Genomic DNA, 26,468 nt, shown 5'->3' with positions numbered 1-26,468 from the left:
GGGGTTGAAACTGCATGAAGACTGGGGGACGACGCCAGCTTCTATTGATACCTGCTTGACGGTAGCGGATGAGATGGACGTGCAGGTGGCGATACACACCGATACTCTCAATGAGTCCGGCTTTGTCGAATCGACATTGAAGGCGATCGGCGATCGCGTCATTCATACCTATCACACCGAAGGGGCAGGGGGCGGTCACGCGCCAGATATTATTCGCGCCGCCGGTGAAGCCAATGTGCTGCCGTCGTCGACCAACCCAACACGCCCGTACACCGTTAACACGGTCGATGAGCATTTGGACATGTTGATGGTGTGCCATCACCTCTCACCATCCATTGCAGAAGATGTGGCGTTCGCGGAGTCTCGCATCCGCCGAGAAACCATCGCCGCCGAGGATATTCTTCACGACTTGGGCGCTTTCTCGATGATCGCTTCGGACTCACAAGCTATGGGGCGAGTCGGTGAAGTGATCACACGCACTTGGCAAACGGCGCACAAAATGAAAGTGCAGCGCGGCAGTTTGAAACAAGATTCTAGCTACAGCGATAATTTTCGTTTGAAGCGTTACATTGCCAAGTACACCATCAACCCGGCGATCACACACGGAATGGCCCATGAAATTGGTTCGATTGAAGTGGGTAAATTGGCGGATTTGGTGTTGTGGAAACCCGCTTTTTTCGGCGTTAAACCGAGCGTGATTTTGAAAGGCGGCATGATAGCCATGGCGCCGATGGGCGATCCGAACGCATCCATTCCCACTCCACAGCCGGTCCATTACCGTGGCATGTTTGGCAGCTACGGCAAAGCGGCGCAAAAGACCTCGATGCTGTTTGTCTCGCAAGCCGCTCACCAAGCCGGGATTGCCGCTGAACTGGGCTTAGGCAGTCAAATCGGCGTGGTGAGCCACTGCCGTGACATCCGTAAAGCCGATATGAAGTTAAACGACTGGCAGCCGCACATCGAAGTGGACTCGCAAACCTATCAAGTTCGCGCGGATGGCGAGTTGCTGGTGTGTCAACCTGCAGACGTGCTGCCAATGGCGCAGCGCTATTTCTTATTCTAGGAGAACAACCATGATCGAACTGACGGAAATTGCTCAGGAGATAACCATTCAACCCCACACATTTCTCAGTTTGCCGATCGACAGCCGTATCAAAAGCCGTTTAAAGGTCAAATTGGATGATGGCCGTGACGCGGGACTATTTCTTCCTCGCGGACACATTTTACGCGGGGGAGAGCAGCTCAAAAGCCCATGCGGATTGGTGGTTGAGGTGATTGCCGCGCCAGAAAGTGTCTCGACCGTCTACTGCAGTGACCTGCATTTATTGACGCGCGTTGCTTACCACTTAGGAAACCGCCATGTGCCGTTGCAAGTGGCGTTTGGTTGGGTACGTTACCAGCATGATCACGTACTCGATGACATGGTCACTGGGCTCGGCGCGAAAGTGACGGTCGAGCAAGCGGCCTTTGAGCCAGAAAGTGGTGCTTATGGCGGGCGTTCTGCTGGGGGCCATCATCACCATCACTAAATGGCTTTGATAGGGCACGCGCGTTGTCAGCGTTGACGACAGCGTGGCCAGTTTCTCTTTCAACCTATTTCAATGGATAGATGACTTACAAGGACAGTGTTATGCGAATCTCTTTTATTCCCTCCGTCGGCGCGTTTGCCGCCACTACGATGGCAAGCCCAGTATTTGCTCACCCCGGCCATGAGGGCGGATCTTTTTCGGCTGGATTGACACACCCTGTGACCGGGTTGGATCACCTCGTCATGCTGATTGCGTTCGGCATGCTGACAGCCTGTCTATCGGTCAGTTGGCGCGGCAAAGTAACGCTGATGCTAGCGGCACTCGCGACGTTATTACTGGGGCTAAGCGCAGGTAAAGTGTTTGGCGGCTTTGGTGGCGTCGAGCTGGCGGTTGGGGCCTCACTGTTTGTGGTCAGCGGCGCCATATGGCAGTCATTCAATCGCTCCAAGCCGCTATTGAATTTGGCGGTTGGCCTCAGCGTCGGGCTGATGTTCTTTCATGGTTACGCGCATGGCGTTGAATCAACGGGCAGTGTTCTTCCCTTTGCCAGTGGCATGTTGACCGCCGCCGCCGGTTTGATGGTGCTGGGCTTACAGTTTGGCCGAGCGTTGTCGAGCCCTTGGTTATCGGTTGGCGTCGCGTCTGCCAGCGCTTTGATTCTGCTGCCGTAACGGATGTAGCCAATGATGAGCGAACCTCGCGCGGTGTATCGACTGTTCCAGCTGATCAGTCCCTCTTTGCCTATCGGCGGGTTCACCTACTCGCAAGGGCTAGAGTGGGCGGTCGAAGCACAATGGGTGACCGACAAAGAGGGCATGCACCAATGGTTGATCAACATGCTGTTCAATAGCGTGGCGACCTTAGAACTGCCGTTGATTGACAGATACTTCGAGGCGCTCGGGAATGCGGACATCGCGCGCATTCAATCACTCAGTGACACCCTGTACGCCAGTCGTGAAACCAAGGAGTTGCGCGCCGAAGAGTCTCAGCGAGGAGTCGCCCTCAAAACGCTTTTGGTGCAACTGGGGGTGGATCACGACGCGTTTCATCACCCTGAAGTGAAAATCAATCAACTGCTCGGTTTGTGTGTCGCCGCCGAGCAGTGGCAGATCGAACCTGAATCACTCAAACAAGGCTACCTTTGGAGCTGGGCGGAAAATCTCATTATGGCCGGGGTGAAATTAGTGCCGCTCGGTCAAACGGATGGCCAGCGAGCGCTGATCGCTCTTAGTGACGAATTTGAGCACGCCATCGCGCACGCTCGGCAGATTGAAGAGTGGATGATGGGCAGCTTTACCCCCAGCGTCTCCATCGCCAGCAGCTTACACGAGACACAATACACGCGATTATTTCGCTCATAACGTCTGTGCAGTTTTGTACATAGAATTGGAGAAGAAGGACAATGGAGAGTTACAAACAGCCATTAAGGGTCGGCATTGGCGGCCCGGTAGGTTCAGGCAAAACCGCGCTGTTGGAAGTGCTGTGCAAAGCGATCCGCGATAAGCTCAACATCGCGGTGGTCACTAACGATATCTATACCCAGGAAGACGCGAAGATCCTCACTCGCGCCGAGGCGCTTGAGCCCGATCGCATCACCGGTGTCGAAACCGGCGGCTGTCCTCACACGGCGATCCGCGAAGACGCCTCTATGAACCTCGCCGCAGTGGAAGAGTTGGCCAAACGCCATCAAAATCTCGATGTGGTGTTCATTGAAAGTGGCGGTGACAACCTTAGTGCGACCTTTAGTCCTGAGCTCGCTGATCTGACCATCTACGTCATTGATGTGGCGGAAGGGGAGAAAATCCCGCGTAAAGGCGGGCCGGGCATCACACGTTCGGACTTACTGGTGATCAACAAAATCGATCTTGCGCCGTATGTTGGAGCGTCTCTTGAAGTGATGGAGTCGGATACCCAGCGCATGCGTCCGACCAAACCGTTTGTGTTTACCAACTTAAAAGAGAGCCAAGGGCTGAGCACCATCATCGATTTCATCGTGACACAAGGGATGTTGACCATGAAAAGCGCGTCAGTTTAACGTGCTTGAAAGGCTGGGTGCCAACGCTCGCATCTCGGCGCGGTTTAGGGTTATACTCCCCGAGTTTTTTACTGGGTTAACGCACGTCGGGGCGATGAATGATATCGAAAAACCAACTCAAATTACTGCGCGCATTGGGACAAAAGAAGCAGCGTAAAGCCAATGGACTGTTTTTAGTTCAAGGTGAAAAGAACGTCCTAGAGCTCATCGTGAGTGATCTTGAGGTCAAACAGATTTTCGCCACCCGAGACTTTCTCGACAAGCATCAAGAGACGCTGAGCGATTACGACTGTGTCGAAGCGAGTTTGGATGAGTTGACGAAAGCCAGCACATTGGTAAGTAATAATTCGGCCATCGCCGTGGTGGCGATCCCTAACTTGCCAGTGCCAAAAGCGCAGGGTTGGCTCATCGCGTTAGATGGCGTCAGCGACCCGGGTAATCTAGGGACCATCATTCGTGTCGCCGACTGGTACGGCATCAAACACATCATCGCCAGTCAGGACTGCGCCGACCCCTATAACCCGAAAACCATCAGTGCGACCATGGGCAGTTTTGGCCGCGTCAGCGTGACGCAGTGCGACCTGCCTGCCTATCTTGCCAGTGCCAATTTACCCGTTTATGGCGCATTTCTAGAGGGCGAGAGTGCTCACACGACGCAGTTTGCGCCGCAAGGCATCATCTTGATGGGCAGTGAATCGCACGGTATCCGCGAGCACGCCGCTCAGCATGTGAGTGACAAAATCACCATTCCGGCGTTTGGCGGGGCAGAATCACTGAATGTCGCTATGGCGACGGGTATTATTTTGGACAACCTGCGCAGGCAGCATCAGTAGGCAGAGCGTCGGTCTATTTCTCCAGCATGCCGAGCTTATTGAGCACGCCATTCCACTTTTCAGCCTCGTCCATGGCGGGTTTGACTTCAGTGAGATTGGGCCACAGCTCGGCAAGTTCGGCATTTAACTCAATAAAGACTTGCTGATCTTCCGCGAGTTCTTCTTCTTGGAAGATGGCGTTGGCGTCGCATTCAGGTACACACAAGCCGCAGTCAATGCAATCTACGGGGCTTATCACCATGAAGTTTGGGCCTTCATAGAAGGCATCAGCAGGGCAGACCGCGACACAGTCTGTGTATTTGCATTGGATACAGTTATCAGTCACGACAAAGGCCATGGTGCGCACTCATCTTGGTTCATTTTCGAATCGGCGATAATACCGATCCCGCTGCGTTTGAGCAATCCTCAGCCGAGACAAAAAGTGGTTTTCGTATGACAGGCCAATCGAGTTGACGTAAAATGCGCGCCATTGTGAGCGGTGTAGGTAGACAGCGCCGCTAAGACACCATCCTAACTGAGATACTCGTATGATACGTTTAACTGAAATTAAACTTCCTTTGGATCACGAGGAAGACGCTATTTTCGCGGCGATCGTGAAAAAACTGGCGATTCCCGCTGATCAGATCCTCTCCTTTAATGTCTTTAAACGTGGCTACGATGCTCGCAAAAAAACGCAAATCTTGCTGATTTATACGCTGGATGTTGAAGTGGCGGATCAAGCTGCGGTGCTTGAGGCGTTTGTCAGCGATCCTCACGTCAAAGAAACGCCGGATATGGAATACAAATTTGTCGCCAACGCACCCGCGGACCTGACCGAGCGCCCTGTGGTGATCGGTTTTGGTCCTTGCGGTTTGTTTGCGGGTTTGATTCTGGCGCAAATGGGTTTCAAACCTATCATTGTTGAGCGCGGTAAAGAGGTGCGTGAGCGCACCAAAGATACCTTCGGTTTTTGGCGTAAACGCGCGCTGAATCCTGAATCGAACGTGCAGTTTGGTGAGGGCGGCGCAGGCACCTTCTCTGACGGTAAACTCTACAGCCAAATCAAAGATCCAAAACACTATGGTCGCAAAGTGATCAAAGAGTTTGTGGAAGCGGGCGCGCCAGAAGAGATCGCCTACGTGAGTAAGCCGCACATTGGCACGTTTAAGCTAGTAACCATGATTGAAAAGATGCGCGCCAAAATCATTGAGCTCGGCGGTGAGATTCGTTTTAGCACGCGCGTGGATGATATCCACATTGATAATGGCCAGATCACGGGGTTAACGCTCTCCAATGGCGAACAAATCCAGTCCCGTTACGTGGTACTGGCCGTTGGTCACAGTGCCCGCGATACGTTTGAAATGCTCTATAAGCGCGGTGTGGAGATGGTGGCGAAACCTTTCTCGGTCGGTTTTCGTATCGAACACAAGCAATCGATGATCGATGAAGCACGTTTTGGTCCAAATGCCGGCAACCCGATTTTAGGCGCGGCAGATTACAAGTTGGTGCACCACTGTAAAAATGGTCGTACCGTTTACAGTTTCTGTATGTGTCCGGGCGGCACGGTAGTGGCTGCGACCTCAGAAGAGGGCCGCGTGGTCACTAACGGCATGAGCCAATATTCTCGTGCAGAGCGCAACGCCAACAGTGCGATTGTGGTAGGGATTACCCCAGAGCAAGACTACCCAGGCCATCCACTGGCTGGGATTGAGTTCCAGCGTCAATTAGAGTCGGCGGCTTATGAGCTTGGCGGCGCGACGTATGATGCGCCGGCGCAAAAGATCGGTGATTTCCTTAAAGGCCGCGATCCGAGCGCACTGGGTGAGGTGGAGCCATCGTTCACTCCGGGTATTAAATTGACCGACTTAGCCAAAGCGTTACCGGATTTCGCGATTGAAGCGATTCGTGAAGCAATCCCTGCGTTTGACAAGAAAATCAAAGGCTTTGCGACAGAAGATGGGCTACTCACTGGTGTAGAAACTCGAACGTCGTCGCCGGTGTGTATCACACGGGGTAAAGATTACCAGAGTGTCAATTTAAAAGGTTTCTTCCCAGCTGGGGAAGGCGCGGGTTATGCGGGCGGAATTTTGTCTGCGGGCATTGATGGCATTAAGGTAGCGGAAGCGCTCGCCATTGCGATGACGCAGTCAGAAGCTAACTAAGCGCTTTTAAAGTGCGCGTCCTCAGAACTGCACCCAATAAAACGGCCCATCTTGCGATGGGCCGTTTGTTTGAGGGCAATTTACACCGTAAATCGGCTCACTAGCTGGTACAACTCGTTGGCTCGGCCATTGAGTTCATTACTGCCTTGGCGGTTTTCATTGGCCAGATCCGCAGATTGCGAGCTTTGGTCCGAAATCACCACGATGCGCTGCGATATCTCTTGACCGACAATGCTCTGCTCTTCGGTCGCGGTCGCAATCAGCGAGTTCATGTCCATAATGGTGTCGATTGATTCCTGAATTTGGATCAGCGCTTTGGTGGCCGCATTGGCTTCCTCAACAGTGGCTGAACCCCGTTTTTGGCTCGATTCCATCGCGCGTACGGCGTCATCGGAAGCGGCTTTCAGTTTTTCAATCATACTGTGAATTTCACCGGTGCTGTCTTGGGTACGACTGGCCAGTTTACGTACTTCGTCGGCTACCACCGCAAAGCCCCGACCTTGTTCGCCCGCACGCGCAGCCTCGATGGCGGCGTTCAAGGCCAACAAGTTGGTCTGCTCAGCGATGTCTTGAATCACTTCCAGCGATGAAGAGATATTCTGTACGTCGGCTTCTAGACGCGAAATCACCGACGCCGCTTGCATCACCTCTTCAGCCAGCGCTTCCACTGAGTTGGCGGCAGAGTTGACGATTTGACGCGCTTCTTTGGCGTTATCGTCGGCTTCCTTGGCCGAGTTCGCCGCTTGGCTTGCGTTGTTGGAAATTTCGGACGCGGTTGTGGTCATTTCCGTCATTGCTGTTGCCACTTGTTCGGTCTCTTCACGTTGACCTGAAGCCAGTTCATCGACCTGCGTCGCTCGCTGAGTCATGTTATTGGTTTCAGCCAATACTTGCTGACCGACGTCGCTCACGCTGCGAATGATCTGTTGCAAGCTGGCAACGAACGCATTGAAGTTGGTACTGAGTTTTGCAAACTCAGGTACTTTGAATGCTTCCATACGTGCGGTCAGATCCGCTTCACCGCTGGCAAATGAGCTGATAGAGGCATCAAATTGTTCAATGGGTGACATGATGGTACGGTTCACGGTGACAGCAAAAATCGCCACCAAAATGGCAATCACCAAGCAGAACAGGGCGATGGCAGACAAGGTGGTTTCAAGTGCTGAGGTGGTCGCCATCTCCATTTCAGCGACAATCGCATCGATGTCATCGGTGTAGAAACCCGTCCCGAGCATCAAATCCCACTGTGGGATAAAAATGGAAAAACTTAACTTCGGCAGTGCGACGGTGCCGCCTGGCTTAGGGAAGTAGTAGGTGGTGTAATCCCCGGTTTTGGCGTTTTTCAGCAAGTCTTGAACCAAGTAGTTGCCTTGCTGATCTTGCAAATTGTAAAAGTTGTCGCCAATGCCTTTATCGCTTTTCCCGACCACAACTCGGATACCTTTGGAGTCATAACCAAAGATATAGCCTGAATCTCCAAATTCGAGCTGTTTCAAGGTTGGGATCGCTTCTTCAAGCGAAGCGCCTTGGTCAAGAAACGGCTGGATCGCAGATTGCGCCATCTGCACGTAGTTTTTCAGCTCGGCTTTTTTCATGTTCATCATGTTCTCACGAGTAACCTCAATCTGTGTTTGATTGAGTTCTGTGGTTTTGATGTACGTAAAGCTAAGCATGCCCAGTGCTATAACGATAAGGGGTACAAGCGCTAATATGTATAGGCGGCTTTTGATTGTTAGACTCATACAAAACTTCCTGTTTATTATCATGCGGTTATCTAATGTAACCTAGCCGTTGTCATACCTTGGTTGTTATGAAAGTAGTGTTGGTCAACCAAAGGTTTATGAGCTAAGAGTAGCCTATATATCGACAGCACAATGTGACGCTGAATAGTTGTGTTACTGTTTTTTGAACAAATTGTGTGGAATATCACCGATTCTATCGCTGGTAGGAGCAGTTCTATCTTGTTGTAAATGCTTGTGATCTCATATGAAATCACAGCGACAGTACAGCGGTGGTTCGGGGTGAAAAAGTCGTGATTGAACGATAGCGCTAGGTCGGGCTGCCTCACTATGCTACACTCGCCGCCCCCAAGTGCCAGCAGAGAACCACACCATGAGCTTAAAGCAAGAGATCCAGCAACTTCACAACCGTTTAGACAGCGCTAATCGTAAACTTGATGCAGCAAAAAGCCGTCAAGACGATGAGATGATCAGTAAATTTACTGATGACGTGGAGTCTTTGACCAAGAAGTTGAACTCTCTAAAAGGTAAGCAGAAGTACGACATGAACAAAGAGCGCAAAAGCTTGCTCGACATGCCGTTTTCTCGTGAAATTACCAAGGCTGAGCAAGCGGATCTCGGTAAGCTGAAAAAATCCGTTCGTGGCTTAGTGGTGGTGCACCCGATGACGAAACTCGGCAAAGAGCTGCGTTTGGAAGTGATGACAGGCTTCGCACCGAAATCATTCTAGCACTGGGACAATGCCACAGTGCGCGATCCTGAGCTTCTGTGATATGGGGCTAGGCAGTGATAAGATGAAATGAAAAAGAGGTCGCCAATGTGGGCGACCTCTTTGCATTGGACGATAGGATCAGTAGCCCATCAATTGCAGCAGATTCTCTGCGGTTTTGACCGCTTCTTTGCGGTTGGCAATATTGAGCTTCTGATACAAGTTACGGATGTGGGTTTTGATGGTGGTGCCCGCCACATCGAGTTCTTGTGCAATTTGCTCGTTACTAAAGCCCGAATAGATAAGCCCGAGCACTTGCCATTCACGTTGCGTCAATGGACTGGTGCGCACCAATTCAGGAATGTTCGGGTGGTTGACCAACTTCTCGACAAACTCCTCATCAAAATGAACCGAACGGCTGCGCTGCGTGGTGGAAATATCTTTCAGCAGTTGCTGCGCGCGGTGACGCTCAAGGTCACCAAGCTCTTGTTTGGTGTTGAGTTTATTAAGGATGTGACCAATTTTGGCGCCATCCACTAAGAAGTTACCCAGCATTCCCGTTTGATTGGTGAGTTTTAGGGCTTCTTTGAGCAATTGACGCGCTTTCTCTTCATCTTGTTTGGAAATCGCCAATACCGCTTGGACAATCAGATTGCGGTTGGTGTCGGTCAGTAAGTGCTTGTCTGCCGCTTCTTGCTGAATGAACTCGAGCGTTTGCTGCGCGTCTTCGTATTGCTCCAAATTGATCTGCGCTCGTGCAATATTACGCCATTGCAACTGAGTAAAGTGGTTGCAGGCGGTTTCTGGTCTCACGGCGGTATCGAGCCACTGCTTCATTGAGTCAAGATCGCCGCGTGCTTGCCAAAACAGAATCAACGACAGTGATGCGTTTGCGGTCCAATCGACGTGATAGGTTGATTGTTTGAGTAGATGCAAAATATGGTCGATGTATTTCGCGGCTCGGTCGAGCTCGCCACGGCCAATTGCAATACGAGCCAACATCGAATAGCTATGTAAGTGCTTACTTGGGCTCTGTTTTCCCAGTACATCGATGCCTTTGAACGCGCAGTCTTCGGCTTCGTCCAAACGGTTCCAACACCAGAGGATTTGCGCGCGTACTCGCAGCAAAAATTCATGCATCGGCACTTGCTGCAGTTGTTGCTCTTCAATCAGTTTGAAGGCGTTATCTTGCACTTCGTACGCAGCTTGCACATAGCCTTGTGCGATCAAAATCTCGCTTTGCTGTAACATCGCCCACAGCGCCTGATGATAGACCTGATACTGGCGAGCCAGTTTCTCTGTTTGCTGCATCATAGGCAACGCGCGGCTGAGACGGCCAAGGACGTGATTGACCTCGCCGACGACCGAGGTTGCAACAATGCGGCTTCGATAGACCGTGCTGTCAACTTGGCTCAGTGCCAGCTCAGCCAGTTCCAGCGCTTTTTCTGGTTGGTTCTGGTTGATGGCGACTTGCGCGCGCAGGGCGTTGAACTCGCCTTGCTCTTTGCTGCTGAGTACCACGTTGAACTGGCGCATTTGCTCATCGGCTTTGGCAAGCAAGTCACCGACATCGTTGTAGCGGTGCTGACTCTGAGCAAGCCACGCTTGCAACATACACAATTTCGGTTCGCTGTAGAGCTGCTCCGGCGATAACGAATCAATGGCCTGCTCTAGGGCTTTAAGTTCACCACCATTGAACATTTTCCAGCCAAACTGGCTCAAAATATCGGCGATCAGTTGGCTGTCTTTGGCTTCTTGCGCGTGTTTGAGTGCTTCATGGGGCGAGGATTGTTTGAGCCAAGCGCGCGCGGCGACTTGGTGCAGCTCTTGCTCTTTTTGCGGCATACGCGCTGAGCGCTCATGTGCAAGAAACTCGGCAAACAGATTGTGGAAGCGATACCAGTTTTGTTCACCTTCAAGCGGGTGGATAAACAGCCCATAGCGGTTGAGCGACTCAATCATACTGAGAGCGTCATCACGCTGAGTCAGCGCCGCCACCATGCTGTCGTTGAAGTGATCCAGCACCGAACATTGCAGTAAGAACTGACGAGTCTCTTGGTCAAGCAGATCGAACACTTCTTCAATCAAATAATCCCACAAATGCGCGTGATTAAATTGCGAAAAAGACTCAGCCGATTGCGCCAACGTGCGATTTTGACCTTGCGCTTGAAGGGCGATCAACTGCAGGGCAGATGGCCAACCCTCGACGTAGTTACGCAGGTTGTCTGCCGTGGCATCATCAATGCCATCGGCGATGCGCTGGTTGAAGAAGCGGGTGGTCTCTTCGGTATCGAACGCCAGTAACTCGTCACCGATCTCAATCATCAGATCGCGCACACGTAAGTTGGCTGTGCCCAGTGGCGGCGCGGCGCGACTGGTGACGACTAAAGTCAGGTTGTCAGGCATGTGCTTGAGGAAAAAGCGCATCGCCTCGTGGATCTCATCGTCAGAAATGAGGTGGTAGTCATCAAGGACCACATAACACTCGTTAAAATACTCGGACATCTCCGCAAATACTTCACTGAACAAGGAGTGAAGTGAGGAAAATTGACGCTTTTCGGCCAATTTCTGCGAATTCGGACAAGCCTGATTGGTCGCTTTGTTTAGGGCTTGCAGCAGGTAGTTCATGAAGCGGAACGGGTCATTATCGCTTTCATCGATGCTGTACCAGCCGACATTAGGTTTGTCGGCGAGCCACTGGGCGGCCATGGTGGTTTTACCGTATCCGGCAGGTGAGCGAAAAAGCACCAGTTTGTAGCAGGGTGCTTGCTGAAGTAAATCAAGAACTCTTGGGCGTACGATGGCGTTGTGTAAACGGCCAGGACGCGTGAGTTTCGAAGGAATCCACATCTTCTCATCCTTATCTTATTGTCAGTGAACGTGTCAGCGAGCACGACGTCAAGATGGGTTGTTTTTTGTTCGATCTTTGTTGTTGAGTGGGATGTTACTTAAGAGTTGGTGGGATTGTTATGTGAGGAGAGCGACTTTTTCGCATATTTCACATTTTGTGTGTCTCTACGCCCTTGTTTTGTGATTTAAATCACACAAACCTGTTCGGTAAAACTTGTCTCAACTCATGCTTTGCACGAAAAATCGTGTAATTTGCACTCAGGATGAAAACATTCTGTGATTCACGCTGCATATTTTTCATTTGCCAGTTTTTGATTTCGACGAAGTTTCATACACCTTAGGTAAGGTCGTTTAGGGTCATGGTGTGATCTTAATCAACAGAGTCCAGTTCACTCATCGGTTTATTGCGAGTTGGATCACTGCTTGTTGTGAATTACGCCCTCTACGCCCTGACTCCTCCTCCTAAATCGCTACCGAAGTAGGAGGATGTTTTGCAAGACAGAGCATTGCACGATATGTCTCAGATGGATTGAAACCGATAAGTGAGATTTCTCTAATGAAACCTACTCAACAGAAAAAATTTGATAAAGCCAGCTTTCAAGCTGACGTTAAAATGCACCTTTCTGCGACCTACGCGAAAACCGTAGACACCGCAACTCCGCGTGAATGGTACCTTGCTATGGGTAAAGCCCTGGCAGAGATCACAACGCTGGATCTTTTGAAAACCGAGCAAGACCCACGCATCAAGAACGCGAAAAGCGTCAACTACCTATCTCTTGAATTTCTTATCGGTCGTTTAACCGGTAACAACCTAATCAGCTTAGGTCTCTACGAGCAGATTACAGATGCAATGGCCGAACTGGGCCAAAACCTGACCGACTTGTTGGAAGAAGAGCGCGACCCGTCTCTGGGTAACGGTGGTCTAGGTCGTTTGGCGGCGTGTTTTATGGATTCTTGTGCAGCGCAAGAGTTCCCAACCGTTGGTTACGGTTTGCACTACGAATACGGTCTGTTCAAGCAATCTTTTGTTGACGGACGTCAGCAAGAAGCGCCGGATGCTTGGCGTGGTGTCGAAGGCTACCCGTGGGAAGTCGCGCGCCCAGAATTAGCGCAAGAAATTGGTTTCTACGGCCGCGTTGAAGTGAGTTACGAGAACGGCAAAGAAGTACGTAAATGGGTACCGGGCATGAGCGTGAAAGCGATGCCTTGGGACTTACCGATTGTCGGTTATGAATCTGACACGGTATACCCGCTGCGTTTGTGGGAATGTCAGGCGATTGCGCCATTCTCATTGGCAAGTTTCAACAACGGCGATTACTTCGAAGCGCAGCACGCGCTGATTGACGCCGGCAACATCACTAAAGTGCTGTACCCGAATGACAACCATGAGAAAGGCAAAACACTGCGTTTGATGCAGCAGTACTTCCACTCAGCAGCATCGGTACGTGACATTTTACGTCGTCACGAAGCAGCGGGTTTTGCACTTGCGGATCTTCCAAAGCAAGAAACGATTCAGCTCAACGATACTCACCCAACGATTGCTATCCCTGAATTGATGCGCATTTTGCTCGATGAAAAAGGGCTATCTTGGGATAAAGCGTGGGAAATCAGTTCGCAAACCTTCGCGTACACTAACCACACACTTCTACCAGAGGCATTGGAAACGTGGCCAGAGTCTTTGATTCAACGTCTGCTACCGCGTCATATGGAGATCATTTTTGAGATCAACCATCGCTTCCTACAAGAAGTACGCGCAATGTGGCCGGGTGATGGTGAGAAGCAAGCGAAGCTGTCGATCATCGAAGAAGGCTTCAACCGTATGGTTCGCATGGCAAACCTATGTGTGATCGGTTCTTACGCGGTGAACGGTGTAGCGGCGCTGCACTCAGAGTTGGTGAAAAAAGATCTCTTCCCAGAGTTCCACGCGATGTTCCCAACGCGTCTGCACAATGTGACCAACGGTATTACGCCTCGTCGTTGGCTGAAGTTCTGTAACCCAGGTTTATCCGCGCTGATCACCGACAAAATCGGCAGTGAATGGCCAGCGAAGCTTGAGCAACTTGAAGGTATCGCGAAATACGCCGATGACGCCGAGTTCCAACAAGCGTTTATGGCGGTGAAGAAAGAGAACAAAGAGCGCTTGGCTAAGTGGGTATTAGACAACATGGGCATCGAGCTCGATACCAACGCGATTTTCGATGTGCAAATCAAGCGTCTGCACGAGTACAAGCGTCAGCACCTTGATTTGCTGCACATCTTGTCTCTCTACCACCGCATTATTAATGAGCCGGGTTTTGAGTGTACGCCACGCGTCTGCTTCTTCGCGGCAAAAGCGGCGCCGGGTTACCACTTGGCGAAAGAGATCATCTTCGCAGTGAACAAGATTGCTGAGAAGATCAACAACGACCCACGCATCGGCAACAAGCTGAAAGTCGTCTTCATCCCTGACTACCGCGTGAGCATGGCAGAGATCATCATCCCAGCGGCGGACGTGTCTCAGCAAATCTCGTTGGCCGGTAAAGAAGCGTCCGGTACGGGTAACATGAAGATGGCACTTAACGGTGCGCTGACTATCGGTACTATGGATGGGGCAAACGTCGAAATCCGTGAAGAAGTCGGCGACGACAACATCTACATTTTCGGTCTTGAAGTCGACGAAGTGGTTGCACTGAAGAAAGCTGGCTACAACCCATACGATTACTACCACGCAGACCCACTGCTCAAAGCGTCACTGGATCTACTGGCGGGTGAAGAGTTCACGCCGGGTCAACCGGGACTACTGCGCGCGACCTATGACAGCCTACTCGACGGCGGTGACCCGTACCTCTGTCTAGCGGACTTCGCGTCTTACGTGGAAGCGCACGAGGCGATGGGCAAACAGTACCTAGACCAAGCGGGCTGGGCGAAGAAAGCCATCTTGAACACGGCGCTGGTCGGTAAGTTTACCTCCGACCGCTCGATTCGAGATTACGTTAACAATATTTGGAAGTTGGAAGCGGTTAAACGCTAAAACGACTCAAAAAGCCAAGGTGTTCGCGCCTTGGCTCAATTCTTTATAACGATTTAATAACCCTACATTTGAAGGTATAAGCAGTCCTTCGGAGAGAGCGATGAAACATCACAATACATTAAAACAAGTCGCTGAAATGGCTAGAATTGCCGACAGCTACGTGAGCGCGTGGGGAGATGAGGCAAAAGTGGAAGAGGCTACCATTCTCCACTTACTAAACTCTTTAGGCTATGACACAACCAACGACGAGACTCTTCTTAAGTCCGCAGAGCGTAAACACAAGAAAGATGTGTTGGACCCTGTGACCGTGGTGCGCGATGGCGACCCATTTGAAGTGGCTTTGAATCTAGGCGCGAGCGCACGTGAAAGTGAGTTCAGTTGGCGTTTGGATACTGAGCAAGGAGAGGTACTTGAAGGCTATCTTCAATCGCAAATCGTGCGAGATGAGCGCAGTGAGGGTGGCCCTTTAGTGTTTGCCTTACCTAACGATTTAGCGTGGGGTTACCATAAACTCACGATCGTACGTAAGCGTCGTAAAGCCCCGTATGAGGCGACCTTAATTGTGACGCCAAGCGCGTGTTACAAGCAAGATTCGATTTTGTCGGGCAAGAAGATGTGGGGCCCGAGTGTTCAGCTCTACACACTGCGTACCCAACACAACTGGGGAATGGGTGACTTTGGCGATCTAAAACAGCTGGTGGCCGATATTGCCTCGCGCGGTGGTGATTTTGTGGGACTTAACCCTATTCACTCCTTGTTCCCAGCCAACCCTGAGGGGGCAAGTCCTTACAGCCCGTCCTCTCGCCGCTGGTTGAACATCCTATACATCGATGTGAGCTCGGTGCCTGAGTTTGCGCTCAGTGTTGAGGCGCAGCAGCAAGTGGGCAGTGCTCAGTTCCAGCAACGCCTACAAAAAGCGCGCGAGTCTCACTGGGTAAACTACAGCGAAGTCGCGGATCTCAAACTGAGCGTGTTACCGCTGCTGTTTGCTGAATTTAAAAAGCGCCATCTCGATAAGAACACCGAGCGCGCTCAGCAGTTCTTATCGTTTGTCGAAGAGGGTGGAGACAGCCTACTTCACCAAGCCGCGTTTGATGCCTTGCACAGTGAACTACACGCCAAAGACAGCAACGTCTGGGGCTGGCCAGTGTTCCCTGAGCAGTATCGCCACTTTGATAACAGCGCGGTGCAAACCTTCATCAAGCAAAATCAAGACAAAGTCCATTTGTACATGTATCTGCAATGGGTCGCGGACACACAGATTAACGAAGCTCAGGCTCTAGCAGAAGAAAAAGGCATGTCGGTGGGTCTATACCGCGACTTGGCGGTCGGTGTGGCCGATTCAGGTGCAGAAACCTGGGCCGATAATGGCAACCTGATCTTAGATGCCAGCATTGGTGCGCCGCCGGATGTACTAGGCCCGCTTGGTCAAAACTGGGGCTTACCGCCGCTCAATCCACAAGTGTTGCAAGCAACGGGGTATGACGCTTACGTTAAGCTTCTGCGTGCCAATATGAAGAATTGTGGCGCTTTGCGTATTGACCACGTACTTGGGCTGCTGCGCCTGTGGTGGATCCCCAAGGGTGAGAACGCAACGAAAGGGGCGTACATCTACTACCCTGTCCAAGATATGTTGGCGATCCTTGCGCTGGAATCACATCGTCATCAATGCAGTGTGATTGGTGAAGACTTAGGTACGGTGCCAGACGAAATCGTTGAGTTGTTGCGCGATGCGGGCGTGCACTCATACAAAGTGTTCTTCTTCGAAACTTCAGAAGAGGATGGCGGCTTTATCTCACCTAAGCACTACGCTGAGCAGTCAATGTCTGCGTTGTGTACTCATGACATGCCGACGCTTCGCGGTTTCTGGCACTGTGATGATTTGAAACTAGGTAAAGAGTTGGGTTTGTATCCGAACGAAGCGCAGCTACAAGGTCTATTTGCGGATCGTTTGGAGTGCAAACAAGGGATTTTAGACTCGGTCGCATGGCACGGTTATCTGCCTGAAGGCGTTGGTCGAGATGCGCAGTACGTACCGATGGATTCTTACCTAGCCGAAGCGTTGCAACTGCATGTCGCTGCGGGTTCTTCGACTTTGCTCAGCGTGCAGCTGGAAGATTGGTTAGAGATGGATAAACCGGTTAACATTCCAGGAACCGTGAACGAATACCCGAACTGGCGTCGTAAATTATCAATGAATCTCGATGAAGTATTCGCCAATGATGGGGTAAACCGTATCGCTCGTAAACTCACGGAAGTACGTGCTAAGGTGAGTAAGTAAGGACTTGCTTAAGTTACGTAAAAAAGTATCGAATGCGTCACTCTATGTAAGGTAGCAATTCGGTAAACTTTCATTAAGCTATCTTAAGCCCGCATTATTCCCGCGGGCTTTGTTTATATTAGTGGTACCCCCAGCTAATAATGGGATGATTGATACCAATGATACTTGCAGTCGGAAGGTTAGGTTAGGGAGAGAATAACTTGAAAAAAGTGACCAAGATTGACAAAAAAACACAAAAATATAACCAACTTTCTCACGCTCAATTTGCAGACCCATTTTCATTTCTAGGGCCGTTTATTGAGGATAAAACGTCAAGTTTGCGCGTTTGGATGCCGGGAGCCGATAAAGTCGAGTTAGTGATTGATGGTGAACCGCGCATTGAGTTGCAGCGAGAAGAAGATTCAGGCTTTGTATTAACCGAGGCCAAAGATTTGCGCTTTACCCACTACCAACTTGTGGTCGATTGGCAGGGGACAGAGCAATGGGTGGATGATCCATACCAATATCACACCATTTATGCAGAATACGAAGAACTGCATACCCCCAAGCAGATGTATCACCACATGGGCGCGCAGTTTGTCACCTTAGAGCGTGACGGCAAGTCCATCTCTGGGACGCGTTTTCTTGTTTATGCACCGCACGCATCTGCGTGCAGTTTGGTCGGTGAGTTCAACCAGTGGGATGGCCGCCGTCATCCTATGCAGCGCTTAGATTACGGTATTTGGGGCTTGTTTGTGCCTAATCTACCTGAAGGCACTAGCTACAAGTTTGAACTCAAAGGGCCCAATGGCGAAGGCTTGCCGCACAAAGCCGATCCGTGGGGCGCGTACGCAGAGCAATACCCCTCTTTTGCCTCCGTCACCTACGATCACTCTCGCTATCAGTGGCAAGACAGTGAGTGGCAGCAGCGCCCTGTTACGCAAAAACGCAATGAAGCGCTGTCATTTTATGAGTTGCATGCCGGTTCTTGGCGCCGAGATGACAACGGTGATTTCCTTAATTACCGAGAACTAGCCGATCAGCTAGTCCCTTACCTTGTTGATATGGGTTACACCCACGTTGAATTGATGCCCGTCTCTGAGCACCCATTCTATGGCTCTTGGGGTTATCAACCGGTCGGTCTGTTTGCGCCAACCAGCCGTTTTGGCTCGCCCGATGATTTCAAATATTTTGTTGAGCAGTGTCACCTTGCTGGTCTAGGTGTGGTGCTTGACTGGGTGCCCGCCCATTTCCCTTCTGACGATCATGGTCTGGCGAATTTTGATGGTACGCCTCTTTACCACGATCCAGATCCGCGTCGCGGTTGGCACCAAGATTGGAACTCGTTCATTTACGATTTGGGTCGCGAGCATGTCCGTCGTTTCTTGGTCTCCAACGCCTTGTACTGGTTTGAGCAATTCCATATTGATGGTATCCGCGTTGATGCAGTAGCCTCGATGCTTTACCTCGATTATTCGCGCAGTCACGATCAGTGGATTCCGAACGTCGATGGTGGCAACGAAAACTACGATGCTATCGCGACGCTGAAATGGATGAACGAAGAAGTCTACAAACACTTCCCGAACGCAATGACCATCGCGGAAGAGTCGACGGCGTTTCCGGGCGTTTCAGCGCCGACCTTTATGGGTGGACTCGGCTTTGGTTTTAAGTGGAATATGGGTTGGATGCACGATTCGCTCTCTTACATTCAACAAGACCCTGTGCACCGCAAATACCATCACAACACCATTACGTTCCCGTTGATTTACGCGCACAGTGAAAACTACGTGCTGTCGCTGTCTCACGACGAGGTCGTGTACGGCAAAGGTTCAATCCATAACAAAATGCCCGGTGATGAGTGGCAGCAAACCGCAAACCTGCGTGCCTACCTAGGTTACATGTACGGTCAGCCTGGTAAGAAACTCAATTTTATGGGCGCAGAGTTTGGTCAGACCGGTGAGTGGAATCATGATGATCAACTGCAATGGTTCTTGCTCGATTTTGAGCGCCATCAAGGGGTACAAGCTCTGACGCGTGACCTCAACTTGCTTTACAAGCATGAAGCGGCGATGCATGAGTGGGATTGTGAGCCAAAAGGCTTTGAATGGCGCTTGCAAGATGCGGCGGACGCCTCCATTTTGGCGCACGAACGCTTAAGCGAAAACGGCGAGCGAATCTTGGTGGTGACGAACTTTACACCAGTGCCGCATGAGCGATTCCGTTTGGGCGTGCCAATCAAGGGTGAGTATGCGTTGTTGCTCAACACCGACGATGATAAGTACCATGGAAGTGGTTTTGAGGTGAAAAGCAAAGTGAAGACAGAGAAGGTCAGCAGCGAAGGGTTGGATCACTCACTTCTTCTAAGTTTGCCGCCGCTTTCGACGGTGTTCTACAAACTGCAGTAACGTCGATAAACGGTAATTCGTTGAATTCACCGCCATTCCTGTTATTGATCTTGCCCGCCTTTGTGGCGGGCTTTTTGCCGTTTATGGGGCGGGATGCGATTCTTGTGTGGCGAGAATCAACTGCGCAACATGACTTGGCAAGGTGGCCTTGGTGTTGTGTTTGAAGTCGAACATTACGCAGGTGGCGCGTCCGGTGGTGGTAATTTTACCCAGTTTTTTGCTCACGATTTGGTATTCCATCGTAAAGCGGTCTTGTTGGAGGTCGATGACGCGCGAGCCTACCAACAGTGTGTCCGGGTAAGTGACGGGCAGTTTATAGCGACACTGTGTCTCACTCAGTACGGGCCCAACCTGGGTTTTTTGGATGTTCACGAGCAAGTCAATCTTGGCAAAATACTCCAATCGCGCTGTTTCAAAGTAGCGAAAATAGACCGCATTGTTGACGTGTTGCAAGGCATCCATCTCTCCCCATGCGACGGGAATTTCAGTGATGACAGGAAAATCGTTCAACAGATCACTCATAGGGTTCTCTTAATTTTTATTGTGGATGGAGTAAATATTCTAGAACTTCAGCGTCGGGTTGTTTTTATTTTGTTATTTATTTGTGATCTTAGATGGTTAAATAATGTTCCAGTTTTACTTCATAGGTGCGAAAGAGTAAGTTAATGGAATGTTAACCAGAAGAGGTGCGTAGCATGGCGGTACTTGATGGTTTCAACTTAGCGCGATTAGAACGTCGGACTGACTGGACGCCGAACGTATTTAGCTTACGATTAACCGGCGCCCCCCTGACCTTCAAGGCTGGGCAGTTTACTAAATTGGGACTGCTTGATGACGAAGGCAACATGATTTCGCGCGCCTACTCATTGGTGAATGCACCGCTCAATACCAGTGATATGCTGGAGTTCTTAATCGTCGCGCATCCAGAAGGTAAACTGACGCCGAAACTGCAACAGCTGCAAACCGGTGATGGTGTCTACGTGGGCAAAGAGGCCTATGGCGACCTGACGTTTGACATCATACCCAAACAGGCTCAAAACCTTTGGCTGCTCTCGACAGGTACCGGCATTGGACCGTTTCTCTCTCTGTTGGATGACATGAATTTTCGCCCCAATTGTGATGAGATTGTGCTGGTTCATGCGGTGCGTCATGAGAAAGAGTTGGTCTATCGCTACTTGATTGATCAATTGGTACAGCAATACGAAGGGCGTCTGCGCTACTTGCCGGTCGTATCAAGAGACCCTGACACCACACATCTTAGCGGCCGAATTCCTCAATTGCTGCAAAGTGGTGCGCTGCTCCGCAGTGCGGATGTTTGTTTGGCGCCCGAACAGAGTTTTGTGATGCTGTGTGGTAATCCTGAAATGATTAAAGATACTCAACAAACGCTGGTGGAGATGGGGCTGAATAAGTATCGACGCGCCACGGGTGGCAACATCATCTTCGAGCGGTATTGGTAGCAACGCAGGTAAGTATAAACAGCAGAATAAGGATAAAGAAAGCCGAGCGGCAGAAAACTGCGCTCGGCTTTCGATGTTTAGGCAGTGTAATACGCGAAGGTTTACTGCGTACGATACTGCTTGAGAATGCTTGCCAGTGATGACGACGCTTTGGTCAGGTTTGCGACGCCCATTGAGCTTTGCTCTGCGACACTACGAATGGTATTCGATTGGGTGCGAATATCACTGAGCTCTGAGGCGATGTCGTTCGCCACGGCGCTTTGCTCTTCTGCTGAGGTCGAGATCTGAATACTCATATCCATGAGAGAGCGGGCTGAGTCGGCGATGGATTGGACATCGCTGCCTAGTTCGGCAATCAAATCGCTGCTAGTTTTAGCTTGGGCAACGGTTTGCTCAGTAATATTGGCGATGTTGTGGCTTTCTGATTGCAGCTTCTCAATCATTGATTGAATTTCAACGGTCGCCGCTTGAGTACGACTGGCGAGTGTCCGAACTTCATCGGCCACTACCGCAAAGCCGCGACCTTGTTCACCGGCACGCGCCGCTTCGATCGCCGCGTTGAGCGCGAGGAGGTTGGTCTGCTCAGAAATGGCATTGATGGTGGTGATCACCTCATTAATCTGTGTGGTGTTCTCATTCAGGCTAGATACAGAAGAAGACGCTTGCTCAATGTAGCTAGAAAGCTTGTCGATCTCTTGAATCGCAGACAAGACACGCTTGTGGCTGCCATCAATGTGTTGGGTATCGTTCTCAGTTTGCGACGTCGCCTGCTGAGAAATGTTCGACACCTCTTTCGCTGATGCCGTCATCTCTTCCATCGCGGTCGCCACCGAATCAAGTGAGGCATACTGGCTTGAAATTTGTGACTCGCTCAATTTCATTTCTTGCTCGAAGGAGGCAGAGGTTTCACTGAGAGTGGTCGCATTTTCTTTCACCGTTACCACGAGTTCAGTCAGGGTATCCATGGCTTTATCCAGCGCGCAGCCAATGGTACCGAATTCATCACGACCAGGGTGGAAGCCTAAGCGCGACGTTAAATCGCCTTCACCGATACGCTCGGTAGTGGTATAGAGCACCCAAAGCGCGCCACCAATAAACGTAGCGACCCAATAGCTGAACAGCGCAAACGGGATGACCCAAAGGTAGCTCAGTGCGAAACTGGTCAGTGCGGCAGATTTGCCTTGCTCAAGGCTTTGAGTGGCATTGACCGTCAGTTGATAGTGGCTGCCATCCGCGGATCGCGCGGTGACCTTCACGACACCATTATTTAGGCTAGCAGGCGCTATCGAAGTCGATTTAGACACATTTTTCTGTGCACTAATGCTCTCAGGGGTGCCCGCAGCGAGTATCCCGGCCAATCTTTGCTCCGCGGCGTAGATGGCGTTGTGCTCTAGCGCGTCAACCGTCGCGTAGTAACGTCCACCTGCAATCGCAGTTAAGGCAACAAGAAAAATGGCGAAAATCGTCCACATCTTGTCGTTGATAGACATTTTGATGAAAAGTCTATCAATGGTTCTAAAATCAACTTCTTTCATTCGTGACTTCCTATTCTTGTTCGTCGCACGGTTTGCTCTGCTACTACCTAGCCACCCGGTGGTGAGTGGGTTACCACTGCATCGGCAAATCCATGTAAATAATAAGCAATGAACTTATATTTATGTGAGTATCATCGCGTATTTTTGAAAAATGTTTAGTGAACTTTTCGTTTATTGAGACTTGGATCCCTATTTATCACAGCAAGCAATTCATCACTGCGAGTGTTGGTCGATTGCGAACGATAGACGTCGTGTCTCTGGCTCTAAACTTGCTTTATCTGTGCTTATGTCGATAGGTCTTCGGCATCAGGATAAAAACACACGATTGAAGTGAGTAGGAACGTCAATGAAAATAATGATAGGTCAGTTGGAGCACGAATCGGTTATCACCTTGCTTGCCCAACATCTTGAGGATATGAACGCGACATCGCCGCCAGACAGCGTTCACGCATTGGATGTGAGCCGCTTGCGGTCGCCAGAAGTGACCTTTTGGACGGCTTGGCACGGAGACGTTTTGCTCGGCTGTGCAGCATTGAAACAGCTTGATGACACACACGGTGAGCTGAAATCGATGCGCACGAGCGATCAAGCTCGCAAACAGGGCGTCGCGTCTCGTTTATTGGTGCACGTACTGGATTACTCGCGTGACATTGGGTTGCATCGCGTCAGTTTAGAGACTGGATCCATGGCGTTTTTTGAGCCCGCTCGCCGCTTATATGAGAAGTTTGGTTTTCACTATTGCGAACCGTTTGCTGAGTATACCCCCGATCCGAATAGCCGCTTTATGACTTTAACCCTATGATGTTATGTCTATGGGATAGGTGTCATGGCAACTTATGTCCCGCCGTCATTTGGCGGCGAGATCTTGATCTAAGGTCCTTTTTTCAGCAAGGAGAGGGGTGAAAAATGAGTCACCAACATGGTGCCGCTTAGCACTAAACCAGTGCCGAATACGGTAGACCAGCCGACAGGCTCATCGAGAATCAACGCGCCCCACAAAATCCCGAATACCGGAATAAGAAAAGTAACCGAGAGGGCAGAGGTCGCACCCTCGTCGGCAACCAGGCGAAAGTAGAGTAGGTACGCCGCCCCAGTACAGACGACGCCTAACGCCACCACCGACACCATCTCAACTTCCGTCGGTGCACCGCGCATCGGGATGAAAGGCAGCAAAGGTAGTATCCAGATCACCGCAGCCCACATGTTGCCATGTGCATTGTCGAAGGAGGCGACGTTTGGCGCCGATTTGGTGTAGTTGGTGGCGATCCCATAGCTGAACGCCGCCATCAGTGCGGCCATAATGGGTAAACGCGCTTGTGTACCAATCTGAATTGCGTCAACGCCGACCAACACGGTTACGCCTAAGATGCCAAGTGCCATGCCTAGAACTACACGTTTGGTCAGCGGTGCTTTATGCCAGACCACACCAATAAGCGCGCCCCAAATGACAGCGGTTGAGTTGAGAACAGAAAGCGTCGATGCATTGAGCGTTTGTGCTGAATAGGCAAACAGTAGAAACGGTAACGCGGTATTAAACAGGCCAATGATCATAAAGTGATGAAAGTATTGGCGAAAGGGCAGAGAACGCTTGAGAGAATAAGAGACCAACAATAAGCTCAGCGCCGCAAAGCCGACGCGGCATTCAATCAAATAGGCGGGGCCAAACGTATTGGCCGCAATGCGCATAAAAAGAAATGAGCCACCCCAAATAGCAGCAAGCATCATTAGACGGATAAAACTGGCATAACTCATTGTCGATTCCTTCCATTGGTCAACTCAATGTGACGCAAGTGACTGAATAAGGCAATGAAATAGTGAATGCAGGTTCCGATTCTGGCCAATTCTATCGACACGGGAAGAAATACTATTAGGTGACGCGCTGCGGTTGCTATATGCTCAGAGCGTGATCGCAGTATGACAAAGAGACTCCCCACTATGAACCTCATCGTAAACATTCAAAAAGGCGTGAAAAAGCAAGGCTTTGAGATGGCCACTCGCCAAGCATGGAAATGTGGCGTGAAAGCAAACTTGGTTAAGCGAGTGATTGGTATTGCGAAGGGGCAGGTGGTGTGTGTGATTGAGGGCGTAAGACCGGAACTTTCGACGCCGTTAAACAATCCACTGCATGAAGAAGAAAAACAAGGCCGCTACGTGTTTGTCGGCGGCATAGTATGGGAACCCAATGATCTGTTGGCACCAGGCTTTCCAGAGTTTATGTTCATGCATCTTAGAAACAGCGGTAGTCGACATAAATACATGACAGACGATGAGCTATTTCTCAATATTGCCTAGCGATGTCTACACGTCGCTTTTAATGACGGACAGAGCAAAAAATTCAGGGGCCAATTGGCCCCTGAATCGTTATTGACGGTTAGTGATCGAGATAGAGGTAGTTTTGCCAACTCTTCATGCGAATCAAAACCTTCCGCATAATAGACACGTGCTCAAATCGATCCGAGTAGACCGCAACTTCGACAGCGGTACCCAGTGGCAGATGGTAATCCGATAAATCATCGGTAATACGCAGGGTGACAAACACACGGCCGCTGGTGCGCAGTGCATCTGTCCCTAGTAGGGCGCCACGCGCTTGGAACTGGCTTTCACCAATCGCTGGTAGCACATCCACCACTTCCCCTTTAAACACTTTGCCCGGTAAGGCGCGGAAGAGAAACTCGGCTTCGTATCCAGGCTCTAAACGTTGCAACGAGTTCTGGCGAAATGCCGCGGTGTAGATGATCTCTTCGGTATGGACAAACGTCATCACGGGCGCCAGCGGAAGCGGCACAGCCATGACCCCAGGGCGCAGAGCCAATTGAGTGGCAAAACCATCAGTTGGCGCACGCACGACTGTTTGCTCTAAGTTAAATTCGGCTTGGCGAAGTTCGGCTAACAAGCGCGCAACTGTGGTGTTCTCACCACCGATCTCTGAATCGAGCGAGATTTGAGCTTGCTGAACGTTTGCTTCGGCGGCAGCGACAGCAGCTTGTGCGGCTTTAAACGCTTGGCGACGGGTATCGAGTTGTTGCTCGGTGAACGCGCCTCTGTCAAACCCACGTTGATAACGGCTAAACTCGCGCTCCGCTTTGTCTCGATCAGCAATGGCTCGTTCTCTGTCTGCCACGGCTTCTTGAAGATTGGATTCAAGACCCAATGCGTCTTGGCTCGCTTCTTTGATCTGCGCTTTTATCTTGTCGACTTCTGCTTGGTAAGGGATGGGATCAATGCGGAACAGGACATCCCCTTGTTTCAATGGCTCGTTTGGCTCTACTGGAACGTCAATGACTCGACCGCGTACACCGGAAACAATCGGCGTGCTAGAGAAAACTTGGTTACCAATTTGGGTAAACGGGTGGTTGTAGTTCATCAACAAGATCAAGGTGCCAATCAGTACCACGCCGCCTAATACCGCTGTCGGTACAGTCCACTTGTTCAACGGAATTTTGAAGACTTTGAAGATGGTAATACAAATGGCCGCGTAGGTTAATATCAGTAAGAGATCCATTAGCTACGCTCCTCATCCGTTGATGCGACTGGGTCAGATTGTTGTTTTTTCAGCTCAGCCACTTCTTTTTGCAGTTGACTGACTTGGTCGATCAGCGCATCGACGCGGTGGTGCATATCATGCTGTTCGGCTTCCAATTTCTGAAAACCCCAACCACGTTCTTTGCGCCACAGCGTGGCCCAAATCCATAGAAATGGCCACAACGCATGGAGTGTGAATAGGCTCACCCAACCCGCGTAGTGAATCGCATCTTGATGGGGATGTTCGCGCTCTTTGGCAATTTCGTAGGGAATGTCATGAATGACGATGATGCCGTAGAAAATCACTAAGGCAACAAAGACGAGTAGACCAAGTGCGAAGTAGTCTAAAAACATGGCAACGTCCTTATCTCTTTATTAATGAAAACAATCCATACAGGGTACTGTCAGTTATCTACAAAGTATAGAAATAAAAACAACAA

22 protein-coding genes are annotated in these 26,468 nt (G+C 50.6%); 14 read left to right on the top strand and 8 right to left on the bottom strand.

Annotated features, from left to right (window positions below):
- The 6 genes from AC6R1O_RS20100 to AC6R1O_RS20075 form a co-directional block, all read left to right on the top strand.
- The coding region (locus tag AC6R1O_RS20100) for an urease subunit alpha (RefSeq protein WP_500657716.1) at window positions 1–1,063 on the top strand (1,063 nt) is incomplete at its 5' end.
- Between the two features lie 10 nt (window positions 1,064–1,073).
- Window positions 1,074–1,529, top strand: a complete 456-nt coding sequence (gene ureE, locus AC6R1O_RS20095) for an urease accessory protein UreE (RefSeq protein ID WP_334552921.1) — start codon at window positions 1,074–1,076, stop codon at window positions 1,527–1,529.
- A 101-nt stretch (window positions 1,530–1,630) separates the two neighbouring features.
- Window positions 1,631–2,200, top strand: a complete 570-nt coding sequence (locus AC6R1O_RS20090) for a HupE/UreJ family protein (protein ID WP_500657715.1) — start codon at window positions 1,631–1,633, stop codon at window positions 2,198–2,200.
- A 12-nt stretch (window positions 2,201–2,212) separates the two neighbouring features.
- On the top strand, window positions 2,213–2,890 hold the full coding sequence (locus tag AC6R1O_RS20085) for an urease accessory protein UreF (protein ID WP_500657714.1): 678 nt from the start codon (window positions 2,213–2,215) through the stop codon (window positions 2,888–2,890).
- A gap of 41 nt (window positions 2,891–2,931) precedes the next feature.
- The gene (ureG, locus tag AC6R1O_RS20080) at window positions 2,932–3,564 is read left to right on the top strand and encodes an urease accessory protein UreG (RefSeq protein WP_500657713.1); all 633 of its coding nucleotides are present in this window, start codon (window positions 2,932–2,934) and stop codon (window positions 3,562–3,564) included.
- Between the two features lie 98 nt (window positions 3,565–3,662).
- Window positions 3,663–4,397, top strand: a complete 735-nt coding sequence (locus AC6R1O_RS20075) for a TrmH family RNA methyltransferase (RefSeq protein ID WP_500657712.1) — start codon at window positions 3,663–3,665, stop codon at window positions 4,395–4,397.
- 13 nt (window positions 4,398–4,410) lie between these two features.
- Here AC6R1O_RS20075 and fdxA read toward each other — a convergent pair whose 3' ends face one another.
- A complete protein-coding gene (fdxA, locus tag AC6R1O_RS20070; protein ID WP_500657711.1) occupies window positions 4,411–4,734 on the bottom strand; it encodes a ferredoxin FdxA in 324 nt (107 codons plus the stop codon).
- A 190-nt stretch (window positions 4,735–4,924) separates the two neighbouring features.
- Here fdxA and AC6R1O_RS20065 point away from each other — a divergent pair, with 190 nt between their 5' ends.
- Window positions 4,925–6,538 carry an NAD(P)/FAD-dependent oxidoreductase gene (locus AC6R1O_RS20065; protein ID WP_500657710.1) on the top strand — a complete coding sequence of 538 codons (1,614 nt, stop codon included), beginning with the start codon at window positions 4,925–4,927 and terminating at the stop codon, window positions 6,536–6,538.
- 80 nt (window positions 6,539–6,618) lie between these two features.
- Here AC6R1O_RS20065 and AC6R1O_RS20060 read toward each other — a convergent pair whose 3' ends face one another.
- The gene (locus AC6R1O_RS20060; protein ID WP_500628900.1) at window positions 6,619–8,280 is read right to left on the bottom strand and encodes a methyl-accepting chemotaxis protein; all 1,662 of its coding nucleotides are present in this window, start codon (window positions 8,278–8,280) and stop codon (window positions 6,619–6,621) included.
- Window positions 8,281–8,650: 370 nt separating this feature from the next.
- Here AC6R1O_RS20060 and AC6R1O_RS20055 point away from each other — a divergent pair, with 370 nt between their 5' ends.
- Window positions 8,651–9,007, top strand: a complete 357-nt coding sequence (locus tag AC6R1O_RS20055; protein WP_334552909.1) for a YibL family ribosome-associated protein — start codon at window positions 8,651–8,653, stop codon at window positions 9,005–9,007.
- Window positions 9,008–9,127: 120 nt separating this feature from the next.
- On the opposite strand, the gene malT is transcribed toward AC6R1O_RS20055, so the two are convergent.
- Complete coding sequence (gene malT, locus AC6R1O_RS20050; protein ID WP_487903039.1) at window positions 9,128–11,836, bottom strand: HTH-type transcriptional regulator MalT; 2,709 nt, start codon at window positions 11,834–11,836, stop codon at window positions 9,128–9,130.
- A gap of 556 nt (window positions 11,837–12,392) precedes the next feature.
- Here malT and AC6R1O_RS20045 point away from each other — a divergent pair.
- The 3 genes from AC6R1O_RS20045 (at window position 12,393) to glgB (ending at window position 19,511) form a co-directional block, all read left to right on the top strand.
- Window positions 12,393–14,846: a glycogen/starch/alpha-glucan phosphorylase gene (locus AC6R1O_RS20045; RefSeq protein WP_500657709.1), complete on the top strand. Its 2,454-nt coding sequence runs from the start codon at window positions 12,393–12,395 to the stop codon at window positions 14,844–14,846.
- A 100-nt stretch (window positions 14,847–14,946) separates the two neighbouring features.
- Window positions 14,947–17,127: a 4-alpha-glucanotransferase gene (malQ, locus tag AC6R1O_RS20040; protein WP_500657708.1), complete on the top strand. Its 2,181-nt coding sequence runs from the start codon at window positions 14,947–14,949 to the stop codon at window positions 17,125–17,127.
- 200 nt (window positions 17,128–17,327) lie between these two features.
- Window positions 17,328–19,511: a 1,4-alpha-glucan branching protein GlgB gene (gene glgB, locus AC6R1O_RS20035; RefSeq protein WP_487903036.1), complete on the top strand. Its 2,184-nt coding sequence runs from the start codon at window positions 17,328–17,330 to the stop codon at window positions 19,509–19,511.
- A gap of 81 nt (window positions 19,512–19,592) precedes the next feature.
- On the opposite strand, the gene AC6R1O_RS20030 is transcribed toward glgB, so the two are convergent.
- Window positions 19,593–20,033: an acyl-CoA thioesterase gene (locus tag AC6R1O_RS20030; protein ID WP_500626221.1), complete on the bottom strand. Its 441-nt coding sequence runs from the start codon at window positions 20,031–20,033 to the stop codon at window positions 19,593–19,595.
- Between the two features lie 173 nt (window positions 20,034–20,206).
- Here AC6R1O_RS20030 and AC6R1O_RS20025 point away from each other — a divergent pair, with 173 nt between their 5' ends.
- Window positions 20,207–20,971, top strand: a complete 765-nt coding sequence (locus AC6R1O_RS20025; RefSeq protein WP_500632403.1) for a ferredoxin--NADP reductase — start codon at window positions 20,207–20,209, stop codon at window positions 20,969–20,971.
- A 101-nt stretch (window positions 20,972–21,072) separates the two neighbouring features.
- Here AC6R1O_RS20025 and AC6R1O_RS20020 read toward each other — a convergent pair whose 3' ends face one another.
- Window positions 21,073–22,506, bottom strand: a complete 1,434-nt coding sequence (locus AC6R1O_RS20020; RefSeq protein ID WP_500632404.1) for a methyl-accepting chemotaxis protein — start codon at window positions 22,504–22,506, stop codon at window positions 21,073–21,075.
- Between the two features lie 346 nt (window positions 22,507–22,852).
- Here AC6R1O_RS20020 and AC6R1O_RS20015 point away from each other — a divergent pair, with 346 nt between their 5' ends.
- On the top strand, window positions 22,853–23,308 hold the full coding sequence (locus tag AC6R1O_RS20015) for a GNAT family N-acetyltransferase (RefSeq protein ID WP_500626218.1): 456 nt from the start codon (window positions 22,853–22,855) through the stop codon (window positions 23,306–23,308).
- A gap of 68 nt (window positions 23,309–23,376) precedes the next feature.
- On the opposite strand, the gene AC6R1O_RS20010 is transcribed toward AC6R1O_RS20015, so the two are convergent.
- Window positions 23,377–24,258, bottom strand: coding sequence for a DMT family transporter (locus AC6R1O_RS20010; protein WP_500657707.1), 882 nt, complete (start codon window positions 24,256–24,258; stop codon window positions 23,377–23,379).
- Between the two features lie 183 nt (window positions 24,259–24,441).
- On the opposite strand from AC6R1O_RS20010, the gene AC6R1O_RS20005 reads away from it, so the two are divergent.
- Window positions 24,442–24,798 (top strand): acyl-CoA synthetase, encoded by a 357-nt coding sequence (locus tag AC6R1O_RS20005; RefSeq protein ID WP_334552893.1) that lies wholly within the window; start codon window positions 24,442–24,444, stop codon window positions 24,796–24,798.
- A 79-nt stretch (window positions 24,799–24,877) separates the two neighbouring features.
- On the opposite strand, the gene AC6R1O_RS20000 is transcribed toward AC6R1O_RS20005, so the two are convergent.
- Together AC6R1O_RS20000 and AC6R1O_RS19995 are read right to left on the bottom strand one after the other, a co-directional pair.
- Window positions 24,878–26,008 carry an HlyD family secretion protein gene (locus tag AC6R1O_RS20000; protein ID WP_334552891.1) on the bottom strand — a complete coding sequence of 377 codons (1,131 nt, stop codon included), beginning with the start codon at window positions 26,006–26,008 and terminating at the stop codon, window positions 24,878–24,880.
- Window positions 26,008–26,382 (bottom strand): DUF3302 domain-containing protein, encoded by a 375-nt coding sequence (locus AC6R1O_RS19995; protein ID WP_334552889.1) that lies wholly within the window; start codon window positions 26,380–26,382, stop codon window positions 26,008–26,010. Before AC6R1O_RS19995 ends, AC6R1O_RS20000 begins: the two co-directional genes overlap by 1 nt.
- Window positions 26,383–26,468: the final 86 nt, after the last annotated feature.

Source organism: Vibrio sp. R11-SG3-ISO3-SZ, assembly GCF_059834345.1.
Note: the sequence above shows the minus strand (reverse complement) of the source record. Positions and strands in the feature narration are given on the sequence as shown.